Consider the following 14,442-nt stretch of genomic DNA (forward strand, 5'->3'; position numbering starts at 1 on the left):
CTGTCAGGCCGCACTGCCTGCAACCCGACGGGCAGTAATGTAGTGCGCCTGCCAGTAAGCATCCGTCAGGGTTGAGACCGTGACGCCCTGGCTGCTTGAGGCATGAATAAACTGGCTATTGCCAATATACACGCCGACATGCCTGCGGTTCGGACCCGTCTGGAAGAACACCAGATCTCCGGGCCTCAGGCGGTATTGCGTCACCTGCACCCCGCGGTGGATCTGCTCGCCGGTCGTGCGCGGTAAATTAAGATGCGCCACATCGCTGAACAGGTTCTGCATCAGCGCGGAGCAGTCCACCCCGCGGCGCGTGGTTCCACCCCACTGGTACTGGGTCCCCTTCCACTTTTGGTATTGATCAAGGATGCGTGCGCGCAGCGGGCCCGTATCCTGTTGCATCAGTGCAGATTTCGCTGGCGAGACGGCCAGGTCACTGTTCATCGATAGCATCGACGCGGGGAGTTGAAAACTGAATGCAGAAAACGAAGCAAAACTTAACGTCAGGATTGAAATAAACGATCTAAGAGTCATATCAAGAAAGCAGTAGTGAGTGAGTTTTTCCTTACCTGTGGGGCCAAAGGGTTCCCCTGAATATCGTGCGATGTGGCGATAATATAGACAGATCGTTTTTTCACCAATTCTTATCGAGGCCAAAAATGGACTCACTTTGAGATCGCAAGATCGAGAAAAAAATGGTGGTGATGTAAGGACTGTCCTGGTAAAGCAGGTAAACTGATCCACAGAATGTGTATTTCAGCTAAGACGTATTTATGACCAATATGATTGCCGACGAGACGGTGGCGAAATCCAGCGTGCTCTCTGTCTTTGACTTTGATGGGACGTTAACACACCACGACAGCTTTATTCCTTTCCTGCGCTTTGCCTTCGGGAAACGCTACTTCGCGGGCCGTCTGGTGCGTATGGCGCTGCCTACGCTCCACTGCGTGCGTCGCAAGCTGACGCGCGATGAGCTAAAGGAAGTGCTGATCAAAACGTTCCTTACGGGCGTGGATGAACGCTGGTTGCGCCAGCAGGCGGAAGCGTTTTGCGAAAAATACTGGAGCAAGCTGATGCGCCCCGAAGGGGTTCTGGCCGTGGCGGCAGAGGTGAATTCCGGTGCGGAGGTGACCATCTGTTCCGCGTCTCCGGCGCTGGTGCTTCAGCCGTGGGCTGACAAACTGGGCATTAAGCTGATTGGCACGCAGCTGGAAGTGAAAGACGGCAAGCTGACGGGGCGCATCACGGGCCACAACTGCCGCTGCGCCCAGAAGGTGGCCAGGCTGGAAAAAGTGTATGGCGATCTGAACGCCTATCACCTGCGCGCCTGGGGGGACACCCGTGGCGACCACGAGCTGCTGGCGGCGGCGCAGGATCCGCACTGGCGGCACTTCCACCCGCCGCGCAAGCGCCGGAATTCACCCATCAAGTAGCCTTTTTGCCGGGTGGCGGCTGCGCCTTACCCGGCCTACATTCGAACTGTAGGTCCGGTAAGCGAAGCGCCACCGGGCGGTACATCAGGCTTCTCGTTTCCCCGGGAACATCACGCTCGCAATAATTCCCAGCGCCAGCACGCCCAATACCACAAACAGGCTGGCGGTCGCGCCAATGCTGTAACCGTGATGCCAGAAGTGATCGGTGGCATTTAACCCCAGCTTGAACGCCACGAAGAACAGCAGCAGCACCACCGCTTTCTCGAGATGCACCAGATACTGCTTCAGCGCTTCCAGCACGAAGTAAAGGGTACGCAGGCCGAGAATAGCGAACATCATGGCGCTGTAGATAATCAGCGGCTCGCGGCTGACGGCGATAATGGCCGGCACGGAGTCAAACGCGAACATCACGTCTGAGAGTTCCACCACCGCCACGCAGAGCAGCAGCGGGGTCGCATAGCGCTTCGCCTTCTTCACGCGCCCAACCATCACGTCCTGGTTTTCCGGCTTTTCAAGCTCCGCATCCACCTCTTTCTGCGTCAGAATAAAGGCGTTGCTGCTGATTTTCGGCCAGACCGGATAGAAGCGTTTTACCAGGCGATAGGCGAGATGACCCGAGTAATCTTCCACTTCGTCACTCTCTTCATTGCGTCGGAGCATCATTACCGCCGTCCAGCCGACGACCAGCGCGAAAATCACCTCGACGTAAGGCCCCAGACTTAACAGGCTGGTGCCGATAGCCACGAAAATACCGCGGAAGACAATCGCCCCCAGCACGCCCCAGTAGAGCACGCGGTGACGGTACTTATCCGGCACGCCGAACCAGGCGAAGATCGCCATCATCACAAACAGGTTATCGACGGAGAGCACCTCCTCCAGCGCATAACCGGTGAGGAACAGGCTCGCCATCTCGGCGCCATGGTGAACGTACAGGAACCCGGCGAAGGCCATCGCCATCATGACCCAGAAGAGGGACCACATTGCGGCGCTTTTCAGCGAGATCGGTTTATCGTGACGGTGCATAAAGAGGTCGATAAACATCGCCCCAACGGCCATCACTACAAAGACAACAACGGTTTCCGTCGGGAAACCGAGATGAGCAGCAGACATACAAAACCCTTTTATAGAGGCAAAGCACAGCGCCATGCAGACTGGCGTAAACCAGCAGAGAAAAAGGGTGGGCTGTTTATCACATCCACCCTCAAAACCGCAGCGCGACGGCCGCGTAAGGGGTGTACTTTACCTTACCAGATGGGGATTGCACATCTACCGTTTAGGCGCTCATGCCACGCAAACGCTGCAGCACTGCGACCAGAACCGCCACAGACCAGCCTACCATCAATGCGCCCACCAGTCCTTCCACCCCGCCGATGAGCCGCCAGTGCTGGGGTAACGTGACGTCGCCGTACCCTACCGTCGCATAGCTCACCAGCGAAAAGTAGAAGCTGGTGTTCCAGTCATTAAACGCGTCGATGACAAAATAAAAGGCAGCAAACAGCCCGGCCTCCAGAAGATGGGCGAAAATCATAGAGATCACGATACCGACATTGCGTAAAACAATGCGTACCGCAGAATCGACGTCTAACGTGATGAATTTTAAAACACCAAACATCCACAGCGAATGAATGACCACGGTTAGGGTAAGCAAAATAATAATGCTGAGTAGCTGCATGGTACGTGCTCTGACCAAAAGGGATATGGCCCCGCGAACGCGGCGGGGCATCTGGTCGAAGCTTAGTTGAATGGAGAGGAAAAGTTGGTGCAATAATTGCGTTACGTGATTATTTCTCTGCCAGCACGTCATGCTTGCGGCTGGTCAGCAGCCTTGAGCGATATCCGCAGCGCACTATCTGTGAGTCACCTCTTATTTACATCATTTAAACCTTCCATTAACTGGATAAAAAGAACGCACCGTCGCTATAGTGGTTTTGTTTAATAAAACTAAGTTGTACTTAATAAAACAAAGAACACACCCTGCGAGGATACAATGACAGAACATTTACGTAACGGCGCGACCGCCACCGAGGACATAGAAAGAGAGACGATGCGGAAGGTGATCTGGCGTATTCTCCCGTTTCTGATTGTCAGTTACCTGGTCTCGATTATCGATCGCGGGAATATCGGCATGGCTTCGCTGCAGATGAATGAGGACCTTGGCCTCAGCAAAGCGGCGTTTGGCTTCGCCAGCAGCCTCTACTTCGTGGCCTATTTTTTGTTTGAGGTTCCCAGTAACCTGGCCATGCAGAAAGTCGGCGCCCGGCTGTGGATCCCGCGCATTATGATCAGCTGGGGCATCGTCTCCATGGGCATGGCGCTGGTTCAAAACACCACGTCGCTCTATATCGTCCGTTTTCTTCTCGGAGCAGCGGAAGCAGGCTTCTTCCCGGGCGTCGTGCTGTATCTGACCTGGTGGATCCCTGCCCGCTACCGCGCGCGCATTATTGCGTCCTTTATGGTTGCCATCCCGCTCGCTAACTTCATCGGCTCCCCGCTTTCCGGATTGATACTGTCGCTGGATGGCTGGCTGGGTCTTCGCGGCTGGCATCTGCTGTTCATTATTGAAGGCTTACCTGCGGTGCTGCTGGGTATTGCGGCCTGGTTTATTCTCCGGGATCGCCCTCATCAGGCGAAATGGCTCAGCGATGAACAGAAAAAGTGGCTGGAAACCACCCTTGAGACCGAGCGTAGCCAGCAAAAGAACATTGGACACCAGACGACGTGGCAGCTGCTGAAGCATCGCCAAATCTGGCTGATGGCGCTGATTTACGCGGGCGCATCGTCCGCGGGCACCACTATTAGCGTCTGGTCTCCTCAGCTGCTGAAATCCTTCCATCTTGATAATCTGCAAACCGGTCTGTTTAACGCCATTCCTTACGGTCTGGCATCGGTTCTGATGATTGTCTGGGGACGACACTCCGATCGCACCAATGAACGCCGCTGGCATACTGCGCTGACGCTGTTCATGATTGCCGCCGGCGTGTTCGCTGCCTTTGTCAGCGTCTCGCTCTTTGCCACTCTCGCGATCCTGAGCATTATCCTGACGGGCGCGTATTCGATGAAAGGGCCTTTCTGGGCGCTGGCGTCCGGCTGGATGAGCAGCTCCTCGGCGGCGGCAGGGCTGGCCGCGATTGGCGCCATCGCGAACCTGATTGGCGGGGCGGTCATGGTAAATGCCTACGGCATGATCAGCGAGCAAACGGGCAGCTACACGCTGGCTATGCTTCCGCTGGCCGTGCTGTGCCTGGCCGGGGGTATCGCGGTACTCATTATGGGACGGCAGGCCCGCAACGCTCAGCTACACGAAAAACAGGTCACACATTCGTGATGACAGAAGCGGGACACATGTCCCGCTTCTGCGTTTAAAGATTTTCTTCCGCCGCGTCGCTCGTTTCACCAAAGAACTGCTGACAGAAGGGCTTACTGGCTCCCATTTTCTGCGACAGACGGCTGGCCGCCGCCTTCATCAACGGGCCTATCTCCTTCTCACGACGATCTTCCGTCAGCCGTGAGATGGGGCCGGTCAGGGCTAACGCCGCAACCAGCTTGTCGTGAACGCCGAAGACAGGCATCGCAAACGCCGCGGTGTGGGGATCGCGTGCGCCTGACGTGTAGAAAGGGAGTTCAGCGTCGCCCTCCGGCAGGCTCTCATTGAGCCCCCAGTGGCGCAAGACCTTACTGATGGCCGAATTATCGAGCGGGAACTGGCTGCCGGGAAGATTGCTGTGTCGCAGGCCGTGCGACGCTTCCGCGCGAAACAGGCAAAGGCGCTGCCCGCCCTCCAGCACATACCAGCTGGCGCTCTCCTGAGACGCCAGGGATAAGGCCTGAAGCTCTGGCTGAACCACCCGCGAAAGATGGAAAGATTGTTCATACAGCTTGCCGAGGTAAAGCAGGCGTGGGCCAAGCGCATAATTGCCGTCTTCATGCCTGACGACGTAATTCATCCGTTCAAGAGAATTCATCAAGCGGTAAACCGTGGTTTTGTGATAACCCGACAGCTGTGCCAGCGCGGTCAGCGTCAGGCTCTCCTCTCCAGGACGGAAGCAATCCAGTAAAGCCAGCGCTTTTTCAACCGCTACAACGCCTTCATTCCCCATCATTATCTCCTTGTTAGCCCGGCAGTGAGTGTACCTCAAATTTTGTGAGTCACTTCGTGTTTACATCACAAACGCCACCTCGGGTCTGGCTAAAAGGAAAGCAACACCGCTATAGTTGTTTTGTTCTGTACACCTGCGTTGTACTTAGTAAAACAATATGGAGGCATTCATGTCCGTTTCTGAAAAAAAAGCGATTAATCGCCAGTTCGAACGCGTTTCTGCCGAGGACGTTCGTCGGGCTGCCGAGTATCAGGCAGCCATTCTGGCCGACGTGGCCGGTCGCCGCGGTACGCTTCACGGCCGCATCAAACCGCTGGCTCCTCACATGTCCGTTGCGGGTCCGGCCATCACCGTGGAAGTCCGTCCGGGTGATAATCTGGCGATTCATGCCGCGATGGCGGTTGCGCAACCCGGCGATGTCCTGGTCGTCGATGGCAAAGGCGACCTGAGCTGCGCGCTGCTGGGCGAAATCATGGCCACCCAGGCTCAGGCGAGCGGCATTGCGGGCATCATCATTGACGGCGCTGTACGTGACGCCGATTCCCTGAGCAAAGGCCACTACCCTGTCTTTTCTGCCGGTCTGAACCCCTGCGGCCCGACAAAGTTAATTTCTGGCCGGGTTAATCATCCCATTTCAGTCGCCGGGGCGACGGTTCAGGCCGGGGATCTGGTTGTCGCGGATATCGACGGCGTGGTCGTCATCCCGCGTGATGAGGTTCAGCAGGTTATCGCGCTGGCAAAAGAAAAGCTGGAGATGGAGACCCGGCGTCTTGCCGCCATCCGTGAAGGCGATTTGCGTCCACACTGGCTTGATGACGCGCTTCGTAAGGCAGGTATGTTAGCTGACGGGGAGACGCTGTGATGGGGGGCAAAGACGTAATTCTGGTTACCGGAAGCGACCTGGCGGAGCAGGCCATGGTGATGCTGCAGGGCTTTGAGGTGGTGTTTGCGGGCCGCCAGCCGACAGAAGATGACCTGATCGCGCTGTGTAAACGACACAATCCCGTGGCGATTCTGGTTCGTTACGGCCGGATCACCGCGAAAGTCATGGATGCCGCCCCGGCTCTGCAGGTTATTTCCAAGCACGGAAGCGGGATCGATGTGATAGACCAGACGGCAGCGGCCGAGCGCAATATCGCCGTCCGCGCGGCCCCAGGCGCAAACGCGGCGGCAGTGGCTGAACATACCTGGGCGCTGATCCTCGCCTGCGCAAAGTCCGTGGTGCCTCTGGACAAGCGGTTACGAGACGGGCACTGGGATAAGGCGACGCATAAATCCATTGAGCTGGAGGGATTAACCCTGGGGCTAATCGGATTGGGCGCTATCGGCTCGCGCGTGGCAACTATTGGTCATGCCTTCGGCATGAAGGTGCTGGCTTACGATCCCTATGCTAAATCGATGCCTGCCCTGTGCGAACGTGCAGAGACGCTGACCGGACTTCTTTCCCGTTCCGATGTCATCTCTTTGCACTGTCCGCTAACCGATGAGAATCGGGGAATGATCAATAGCGAGGCGCTCGCACACTGCAAACGGAACGCCATTCTGGTCAATACGGCACGCGGTGGACTGATCCACAGTGAATCGTTACTGGCGGCACTCCGGGATGGCACGCTGCACAGCGCAGCGCTGGACAGCTTTACCCAGGAGCCGCTGACGGCGCCGCATCTCTGGCAGTCCGTAGAAAACGTGGTTATTTCACCGCATATCGGCGGCGTTACCGCCGCGTCATACATCAAGATGGGGACCGTGGCCGCGGGCAATATTCTGGCCGTGACGGACGCCACCACCGTCAGCCCGTAAAGCCAAGCGTGACGAGTGGCAGCGCGCTGGTGTCATTTGTCTTCTGCCAGCGCCTGAGCACACGCCCAGGCACTTGCCCATGCCCACTGGAAGTTGTACCCGCCGAGCCAGCCGGTGACGTCCATCACTTCACCGATGAAGTAGAGCCCCGGCACGTTGCGCGCTTCCATGGTACGGGAAGAGAGTTCATTCGTGTCGACTCCGCCCAGCGTGACTTCCGCCGTGCGGTAGCCTTCCGTGCCGTTTGGCTGCACGCGCCAGTTTGTTAGCGTCTCGACCAGCGTTTCCTGCTCGCGGCTGTTAAGCTGCTTGAGCGACACGTCGGGGATCTGCCCCAGCACCTGCAAACATTCTACCAGACGCTTCGGCAGCTGCATTGCCAGGGTGTTTTTCAGGCTCTGATTCGGGTGCGCCGCACGCTGCTCGTTGAGGAAGGCATCCAGATCGCAATCGGGGAGCAGGTTAACCGTGACAAACTCCCCCGGCTGCCAGTAGCTGGAGATTTGCAGGACCGCCGGGCCGGAGAGGCCGCGATGGGTAAAGAGCAGGTTTTCGCGAAACACCGTGCCGTCTTCGGCGGTGATAACGGCGGGAACGGACACGCCAGACAGCGTCTGAAGCTGTTCCAGAAGCGGTTTATGCAGCGTGAACGGCACCAGCCCGGCGCGCGTAGGCAGGACTTTCAGGCCAAACTGCTCGGCGATTTTATAGCCGAACGGGGAAGCGCCCAGCCCCGGCATAGACAGGCCGCCGCTGGCAATCACCAGATTATCGGCGCTGACGGTTTCACCGTTGAGCTGCAGCGTGTAGCCCTGGTCATCGCGGGAAACGTCCAGCACTTCGGTGCGAAGGCGCATGACCACGCCGCCCTTCTCGCACTCGGCCACCAGCATATCGACAATCTGCTGGGCGGAGTCGTCGCAGAACAGCTGGCCCAGCGTCTTCTCATGCCATGCGATACCGTGCTTACCCACCAGGTCGATAAAGTCCCACTGGGTGTAACGCGCCAGCGCAGATTTACAAAAATGACGGTTTTGGCTCAAATAGGCCGCGGGTTCAACATACAGGTTAGTAAAATTGCAGCGCCCGCCGCCGGACATCAGGATCTTGCGGCCTGGCTTTTTACCGTTATCCAGCAGCAGCACGCGACGACCCGCCTGTCCGGCCATTGCCGAACAAAACATACCCGCCGCACCGGCGCCAATTACCACGGCATCAAACCTTTCCACGTCAAAACCCTCGTTGTTAACTGCCGCGGATTGTAAAGTTTCCTCTGTGGTCACACCAGCGTAAAAAGATATTACAAAGCCATTCCATTGAAATTTAAAGAATATCCTTTCAGGCACTTTTCTCAAATCAGGTGGTATGTCAAAAAAAGTCTATATTTCACTTTGCCCGTTGCGCATTTGTCCTGGATAATGCGCCGCGTTCATGTCCTCAAAATGGCGTAACGTCCTATGCTACATTTGTTTGCCGGCCTGGATTTACATACCGGGCTTTTACTCTTGCTTGCTCTGGTTTTTGTACTGTTTTACGAAGCGATCAACGGCTTCCACGACACTGCAAACGCAGTAGCGACGGTTATCTACACTCGCGCAATGCGATCGCAGCTTGCGGTTGTCATGGCGGCGGTATTTAACTTTTTTGGTGTCCTCCTGGGCGGACTGAGCGTTGCGTATGCGATTGTGCATATGCTGCCAACAGATCTGCTGCTTAACGTAAGTTCTGGCCATGGCCTCGCTATGGTGTTCTCAATGCTGCTTGCTGCAATTATCTGGAACCTCGGTACCTGGTATTTCGGCCTGCCTGCATCCAGTTCTCACACCCTCATCGGCGCGATTATCGGTATCGGGTTAACCAACGCCCTCATGACCGGTACATCGGTTGTTGATGCGTTAAATATCCCGAAAGTACTGGGGATCTTTGCCTCTCTCATCGTCTCCCCTATCGTGGGTCTGGTGGTGGCGGGCGGGCTGATCTTCATCCTGCGTCGTTACTGGAGCAATACCAAAAAACGCTCCCGTATTCACCTGACGCCGGCAGAGCGTGAAAAGAAAGACGGCAAGAAAAAGCCGCCATTCTGGACGCGTATTGCCCTGATCATTTCCGCTATCGGCGTGGCTTTCTCACACGGCGCGAACGATGGTCAGAAAGGCATTGGTCTGGTGATGCTGGTACTGATCGGTGTTGCTCCGGCAGGCTTCGTGGTTAACATGAACGCCTCCGGCTACGAAATCACCCGTACCCGCGATGCGGTCAACAACGTTGAAACTTATTTCCAGCAGCACCCTGAGCTGCTGAAAAAAGCGACCGGCGTTGACCAGTTAATCCCGTCTCCGGCAGCCGGTGCCACGACTGCACCTGGCGAATTCCACTGCCATCCGGCTAACGCGATTAACGCGCTGGAACGTGCCAAAGGCATGCTGGGCAATATCGAAAGTTATGACAAACTGACCGTTGAGCAGCGTGGTCAGCTGCGTCGCATTATGCTGTGCATCTCTGATGTGACGGATAAAGTGGCGAAGCTGCCAGACGTGAATGCTGACGACCAGCGTCTCCTGAAGAAACTGAAAGGCGATATGCTCAATACCATTGAGTACGCGCCAATCTGGATCATCATGGCGGTCGCACTGGCACTCGGTATCGGTACGATGATTGGCTGGCGCCGCGTGGCGACCACCATCGGCGAGAAGATCGGTAAGAAAGGCATGACCTATGCGCAGGGTATGTCCGCGCAGATGACGGCGGCAGTGTCTATCGGTCTGGCGAGCTACACCGGTATGCCGGTATCCACCACCCACGTACTCTCCTCGTCCGTGGCAGGTACCATGATTGTTGACGGTGGCGGCCTGCAGCGCAAAACCGTGACCAACATTCTGATGGCCTGGGTGTTCACCCTTCCGGCGTCCATCCTGCTGTCTGGCGGGTTGTACTGGATTTCGCTGAAGCTGATTTAATCGGTAAAGGCGACAAAAAAGCGGGTCAGGAAACTGACCCGCTTTTTTTATGCTCAGTGCCAAATCATCAATGCAATCATACTGACGACGACCAGCCCGCACAGGGCACTGGTCAAAATGAACTGACGACGCAGGCGCTCGCAGCGACGGATAAATTCTTCATCGTGATGATCGCGGTAGCGCTGGTAGTAGATATATCCCACCAGACGCATCTGTTTGCTGGGCTGTCCATGCGAGGTGAAGAACCCTCCACCGTCCACATACTGATAAAGCAACGGATCGCAACCACGAAGTACCACTAACAGCGCACGTAACGATGAGAAGTAGCGCGCCATATTCACTATGCAAACTACGCATAACGCCCAAAACAATGCGACGGTGCTAATCATACATCCTCCCCGGCGTCCGCCCACGAAGCAAGGCTTCTGAGCTACCGCACCCCAATGCCCTGACAGACAGTTCAGTGAAAGAATGACCAAAAGTCGATCCGGTTCGCGTTTTAATATCCGAACGGCTCATTTAATAGTGTAGGAGATCCGTTAATTTTTTTGCCACAAGGTTAATCGTTATCAACACCAAAGCTTGAAAAATATGTTTAACTGGGCCGTAATGAAAGCATCAGACGACGGCTTTCCCATTTAGTCATCGATAACTTAAGGAAGGAGTAACACTATGGCTTACAAACACATTCTCATCGCGGTAGACCTCTCCCCCGAGAGCAAAGTGCTGGTTGATAAAGCGGTATCCATGGCACGTCCCTACAACGCGAAAGTTTCGCTGATTCACGTTGATGTGAATTACTCCGACCTTTACACCGGTCTGATCGACGTCAATCTGGGCGATATGCAGAAGCGTATCTCCGAAGAGACGCACCACGCCCTGAGCGAACTGTCCACCAACGCGGGCTACCCGATTACCGAAACCCTGAGCGGCAGCGGCGACCTGGGCCAGGTATTGGTTGATGCGATCAAGAAATACGACATGGATCTGGTGGTGTGCGGTCACCATCAGGACTTCTGGAGCAAGCTGATGTCTTCCGCTCGCCAGCTGATTAATACCGTTCACGTAGATATGCTGATTGTTCCGCTGCGTGACGAAGAAGACGAGTAAGTGCAAAAAAGCCCGGTGGCGCTAACGCTTACCGGGCCTACAGGCGGCCCGAAATGTAGGCCGGGTAAGGCGAAGCCGCCACCCGGCTTTTTTTATTCCGGTGTCCCCGAATAAATATCAAACCGGTGCCCTTTGGTGGTCACCGCATTGGTCGTGGCAACGTCCGCCAGGGGCGGCGCATAGTCAGGGCGCTTCACCACCACCCGCTTCGTCGCCAGCTGACGAGCCGGTTCCAGCAGGCCATCCGCATCCAGATCAGGCCCCACCAGAGACTGAAACACCCGCATCTCTTTCTTCACCAGCGCGCTTTTCTGCTTGTGTGGAAACATCGGGTCGAGATAGACGACCTGCGGGCGCGGGGTGATATCGGTCAGCGCCGTCAGGCTCGAGGCATGGATCAGCTGCAATCGCTCCTGCAACCACGGCCCGATTTCCGGGTCCGCGTAGCCACGGCTCAGACCGTCGTCGAGCAGGGCTGCCACCACCGGATTGCGCTCCAGCATCCGCACATGACAGCCGACAGACGCCAGCACAAACGCATCGCGCCCCAGCCCCGCCGTGGCATCCACCACGTCCGGCAGATAGCTTCCTTTAATCCCAACCGCTTTCGCCACCGCTTCGCCGCGACCGCCGCCGAACTTGCGCCGGTGCGCCATGGCCCCGCCGACAAAATCGACAAAAATCCCGCCGAGCTTCGGTTCGTCGCGCTTACGTAATTCGAGATGTTCTGGTGTCATCACCAGCGCCATCAGGTTATCTTCATCATGTTCCAGCCCCCAGCGGGCGGCCAGAACAGATAAGGCGCCGTCTCCGGCGCCTGTTTCATCCACTAAGCAGATCTTCACGTAACAATCAGCCTTTGATCCCGTAATGCTCAAGCATCGCGTCCAGCTGCGGCTCGCGCCCGCGGAAGCGTTTGAACAGCACCATTGGCTCTTCGGAACCGCCGCGGGTCAGGATGTTGTCGAGGAACGACTGGCCGGTTTCGCGGTTGAAAATCCCCTCTTCTTCGAAACGAGAGAAGGCATCCGCCGCCAGCACGTCGGCCCACAGGTAGCTGTAGTACCCCGCCGCATAGCCGCCTGCGAAGATGTGGCTGAACGCGTGCGGGAAGCGGCCCCAGGTTGGCCCTGGAATAACCGCGACCTGCTTTTTAATCTCGGCCAGGGTTTCAAGGATTTTCGCCCCCTGCTCCGGGCTGAACTCGGCGTGCAGGCGGAAGTCGAACAGGCCGAACTCCAGCTGGCGCAGGATAAACATCGCCGCCTGGTAGTTCTTCGCCGCCAGCATTTTATCCAGCAGTTCTTTCGGCAGCGGTTCGCCGGTCTCGTAGTGGCCGGAGATAAACGCCAGCGCGTCCGGCTCCCAGCACCAGTTTTCCATAAACTGGCTCGGCAGCTCGACCGCATCCCACGGCACACCGCTGATGCCTGCCACGCCTGCGGTTTCGATGCGGGTCAGCATGTGGTGCAGGCCGTGACCGAACTCGTGGAACAGGGTGATCACTTCGTCGTGGGTAAAGAGCGCAGGTTTGCCGTTCACCGGACGGTTGAAGTTACAGGTCAGGTAGGCGACTGGCTTCTGCAGAGAACCGTCTGCTTTACGCATCTGGCCCACGCAGTCGTCCATCCACGCCCCGCCGCGCTTGTTCTCACGCGCGTAGAGATCGAGGTAGAAGCTGCCGCGCAGTTCGTTTTTCTCGTCATACAGCTCGAAGAAGCGCACGTCCGGATGCCAGACGTCGATATCGGTACGCTCTTTGGCAGTGATGCCATAGATGCGCTTCACCACTTCAAACAGGCCGTTAACGGCTTTGTTTTCCGGGAAGTACGGGCGTAGCTGCTCGTCGCTGATGCTGTAGAGGTGCTGCTTCTGTTTTTCGCTGTAGTAAGCAATGTCCCACGGCTGCAGCTCGTCCACGCCGAACTCCGCTTTCGCGAAGGCGCGCAGCTGGGCCAGCTCTTTTTCACCCTGCGGACGGGCGCGTTTCGCCAGATCGGTCAGGAAGTCGAGCACCTGCTGCGGGTTTTCCGCCATTTTGGTGGCGAGAGATTTGTCGGCGTAGTTTTCAAAGCCCAGCAGCTGGGCCAGCTCGTGGCGCAGGGCGAGGATTTCCGCCATCACCGGGCTGTTGTCCCACTTACCGGCATTCGGCCCCTGATCGGAGGCGCGGGTGCTATACGCGCGGTACATCTCTTCGCGAAGCGCCTGGTTGTCGCAGTAGGTCATCACCGGCAGATAGCTCGGGATATCCAGCGTTAACAGGAAGCCGTCCTGCTCTTTCGCTTCGGCCTGCGCTTTTGCCGCCGCCAGCGCGCTTTCCGGCATGCCGGAAAGCATAGCTTCGTCGGTAATCAGCTTCGTCCAGCCCATGGTGGCGTCAAGGACGTTGTTGCTGTACTGGTTGCCCAGCTCGGACAGGCGCGCGGCGATTTCACCGTAGCGGGTCTGCTTCTCTTTTGGCAGGCCAATCCCGGACAGCTCAAAATCACGCAGGGCGTTATCGACCGATTTTTTCTGCGCGGTATTCAGCTCGGCGTAGTGATCGCCGTCGCGCAGGTCGCGGTAGGCTTTGTAGAGCCCTTCGTGCTGGCCGACCCAGGTGCTGTACTCAGAGAGCAGCGGCAGGGTTTGCTCGTAGGCTTCACGCAGCTCCGGGCTGTTTTTTACCGAGTTCAGGTGGCTCACCGGGGAGAAGATACGCCCCAGCACGTCGTCCACTTCGGCCAGCGGCTGACACAGATTTTCCCAGGTGTACGGCCCGCCCTGCGCGACCACGCTTTCTACCGCCGCGCGGCAGTTGTCCAGCGATTGCGTAACCGCTGGAACCACATGCTCGGGGAGGATTTTAGAAAACGGTGGCAACGAAAAAGGCGTCAGTAATGGATTGGTCATAAACGCTGTCCTGTTGAAAGAGGTGAATGAAGCGCGCATCCGGCGCTGTGCATATGCGATCTAGAATGGGGTTAAGTGTAGAGGATTTCAATGCCAGACGTGGCGGAAAAGAGCCCGGTGGCGCTGCGGTTACCGGGCCTACGGGTAATCTGC

Annotated in this window: 14 protein-coding genes; 6 read left to right on the forward strand and 8 right to left on the reverse strand. The window is 56.9% G+C overall.

The window, feature by feature from the left end:
- Positions 1-3 precede the first annotated feature (3 nt).
- A complete protein-coding gene (locus PI91_RS22960) occupies positions 4-450 on the reverse strand; it encodes an NlpC/P60 family protein (RefSeq protein WP_198527873.1) in 447 nt (148 codons plus the stop codon).
- 320 nt (positions 451-770) lie between these two features.
- On the opposite strand from PI91_RS22960, the gene PI91_RS22965 reads away from it, so the two are divergent.
- Positions 771-1,430, forward strand: coding sequence for an HAD family hydrolase (locus PI91_RS22965; protein ID WP_023294747.1), 660 nt, complete (start codon positions 771-773; stop codon positions 1,428-1,430).
- 84 nt (positions 1,431-1,514) lie between these two features.
- Here PI91_RS22965 and PI91_RS22970 read toward each other — a convergent pair whose 3' ends face one another.
- The gene (locus PI91_RS22970) at positions 1,515-2,540 is read right to left on the reverse strand and encodes a TerC/Alx family metal homeostasis membrane protein (RefSeq protein WP_008503109.1); all 1,026 of its coding nucleotides are present in this window, start codon (positions 2,538-2,540) and stop codon (positions 1,515-1,517) included.
- A 163-nt stretch (positions 2,541-2,703) separates the two neighbouring features.
- Positions 2,704-3,102 (reverse strand): potassium channel family protein, encoded by a 399-nt coding sequence (locus tag PI91_RS22975; RefSeq protein ID WP_008503110.1) that lies wholly within the window; start codon positions 3,100-3,102, stop codon positions 2,704-2,706.
- 315 nt (positions 3,103-3,417) lie between these two features.
- Here PI91_RS22975 and PI91_RS22980 point away from each other — a divergent pair, with 315 nt between their 5' ends.
- The gene (locus PI91_RS22980; RefSeq protein WP_008503111.1) at positions 3,418-4,755 is read left to right on the forward strand and encodes an MFS transporter; all 1,338 of its coding nucleotides are present in this window, start codon (positions 3,418-3,420) and stop codon (positions 4,753-4,755) included.
- 34 nt (positions 4,756-4,789) lie between these two features.
- On the opposite strand, the gene PI91_RS22985 is transcribed toward PI91_RS22980, so the two are convergent.
- The gene (locus PI91_RS22985; RefSeq protein ID WP_039267175.1) at positions 4,790-5,527 is read right to left on the reverse strand and encodes an IclR family transcriptional regulator; all 738 of its coding nucleotides are present in this window, start codon (positions 5,525-5,527) and stop codon (positions 4,790-4,792) included.
- Between the two features lie 169 nt (positions 5,528-5,696).
- On the opposite strand from PI91_RS22985, the gene PI91_RS22990 reads away from it, so the two are divergent.
- Both PI91_RS22990 and PI91_RS22995 read left to right on the forward strand, forming a co-directional pair.
- Positions 5,697-6,389: an RraA family protein gene (locus tag PI91_RS22990; protein ID WP_039267176.1), complete on the forward strand. Its 693-nt coding sequence runs from the start codon at positions 5,697-5,699 to the stop codon at positions 6,387-6,389.
- Complete coding sequence (locus tag PI91_RS22995) at positions 6,389-7,327, forward strand: NAD(P)-dependent oxidoreductase (RefSeq protein WP_039267178.1); 939 nt, start codon at positions 6,389-6,391, stop codon at positions 7,325-7,327. The genes PI91_RS22990 and PI91_RS22995 overlap by 1 nt, the downstream gene beginning before the upstream one ends.
- Positions 7,328-7,359: 32 nt before the next feature.
- On the opposite strand, the gene PI91_RS23000 is transcribed toward PI91_RS22995, so the two are convergent.
- On the reverse strand, positions 7,360-8,556 hold the full coding sequence (locus PI91_RS23000) for an NAD(P)/FAD-dependent oxidoreductase (protein WP_039267221.1): 1,197 nt from the start codon (positions 8,554-8,556) through the stop codon (positions 7,360-7,362).
- 228 nt (positions 8,557-8,784) lie between these two features.
- Here PI91_RS23000 and pitA point away from each other — a divergent pair, with 228 nt between their 5' ends.
- Entirely contained in the window at positions 8,785-10,284 is a 1,500-nt protein-coding gene (pitA, locus tag PI91_RS23005) for an inorganic phosphate transporter PitA (RefSeq protein ID WP_039267179.1), read from the forward strand.
- Positions 10,285-10,337: 53 nt separating this feature from the next.
- Here the strand turns inward: pitA and uspB are convergent, their stop codons facing one another.
- On the reverse strand, positions 10,338-10,673 hold the full coding sequence (gene uspB / locus PI91_RS23010) for a universal stress protein UspB (RefSeq protein WP_003861224.1): 336 nt from the start codon (positions 10,671-10,673) through the stop codon (positions 10,338-10,340).
- 283 nt (positions 10,674-10,956) lie between these two features.
- On the opposite strand from uspB, the gene uspA reads away from it, so the two are divergent.
- The gene (uspA, locus tag PI91_RS23015) at positions 10,957-11,394 is read left to right on the forward strand and encodes a universal stress protein UspA (RefSeq protein WP_003861223.1); all 438 of its coding nucleotides are present in this window, start codon (positions 10,957-10,959) and stop codon (positions 11,392-11,394) included.
- A 92-nt stretch (positions 11,395-11,486) separates the two neighbouring features.
- On the opposite strand, the gene rsmJ is transcribed toward uspA, so the two are convergent.
- Both rsmJ and prlC read right to left on the reverse strand, forming a co-directional pair.
- Positions 11,487-12,239 carry a 16S rRNA (guanine(1516)-N(2))-methyltransferase RsmJ gene (rsmJ, locus tag PI91_RS23020; protein WP_032675612.1) on the reverse strand — a complete coding sequence of 251 codons (753 nt, stop codon included), beginning with the start codon at positions 12,237-12,239 and terminating at the stop codon, positions 11,487-11,489.
- 7 nt (positions 12,240-12,246) lie between these two features.
- Positions 12,247-14,289 carry an oligopeptidase A gene (prlC, locus tag PI91_RS23025; RefSeq protein ID WP_021242152.1) on the reverse strand — a complete coding sequence of 681 codons (2,043 nt, stop codon included), beginning with the start codon at positions 14,287-14,289 and terminating at the stop codon, positions 12,247-12,249.
- Positions 14,290-14,442: the final 153 nt, after the last annotated feature.

Source organism: Enterobacter sp. FB (assembly GCF_000805795.1).
Taxonomy (GTDB): domain Bacteria; phylum Pseudomonadota; class Gammaproteobacteria; order Enterobacterales; family Enterobacteriaceae; genus Enterobacter; species Enterobacter roggenkampii.

Bases quoted from the DNA above. Each gene is read 5' to 3' on its own strand.
- prlC (WP_021242152.1), bottom strand. From the start codon at position 14,289: ATGACCAATCCATTACTGACGCCTTTTTCGTTGCCACCGTTTTCTAAA.
- PI91_RS22970 (WP_008503109.1), bottom strand. From the start codon at position 2,540: ATGTCTGCTGCTCATCTCGGTTTCCCGACGGAAACCGTTGTTGTCTTT.
- PI91_RS22975 (WP_008503110.1), bottom strand. From the start codon at position 3,102: ATGCAGCTACTCAGCATTATTATTTTGCTTACCCTAACCGTGGTCATT.
- uspA (WP_003861223.1), top strand. From the start codon at position 10,957: ATGGCTTACAAACACATTCTCATCGCGGTAGACCTCTCCCCCGAGAGC.
- PI91_RS22960 (WP_198527873.1), bottom strand. From the start codon at position 450: ATGCTATCGATGAACAGTGACCTGGCCGTCTCGCCAGCGAAATCTGCA.
- PI91_RS22995 (WP_039267178.1), top strand. From the start codon at position 6,389: ATGGGGGGCAAAGACGTAATTCTGGTTACCGGAAGCGACCTGGCGGAG.
- pitA (WP_039267179.1), top strand. From the start codon at position 8,785: ATGCTACATTTGTTTGCCGGCCTGGATTTACATACCGGGCTTTTACTC.
- PI91_RS22985 (WP_039267175.1), bottom strand. From the start codon at position 5,527: ATGGGGAATGAAGGCGTTGTAGCGGTTGAAAAAGCGCTGGCTTTACTG.
- PI91_RS22965 (WP_023294747.1), top strand. From the start codon at position 771: ATGACCAATATGATTGCCGACGAGACGGTGGCGAAATCCAGCGTGCTC.
- PI91_RS22990 (WP_039267176.1), top strand. From the start codon at position 5,697: ATGTCCGTTTCTGAAAAAAAAGCGATTAATCGCCAGTTCGAACGCGTT.
- uspB (WP_003861224.1), bottom strand. From the start codon at position 10,673: ATGATTAGCACCGTCGCATTGTTTTGGGCGTTATGCGTAGTTTGCATA.
- PI91_RS22980 (WP_008503111.1), top strand. From the start codon at position 3,418: ATGACAGAACATTTACGTAACGGCGCGACCGCCACCGAGGACATAGAA.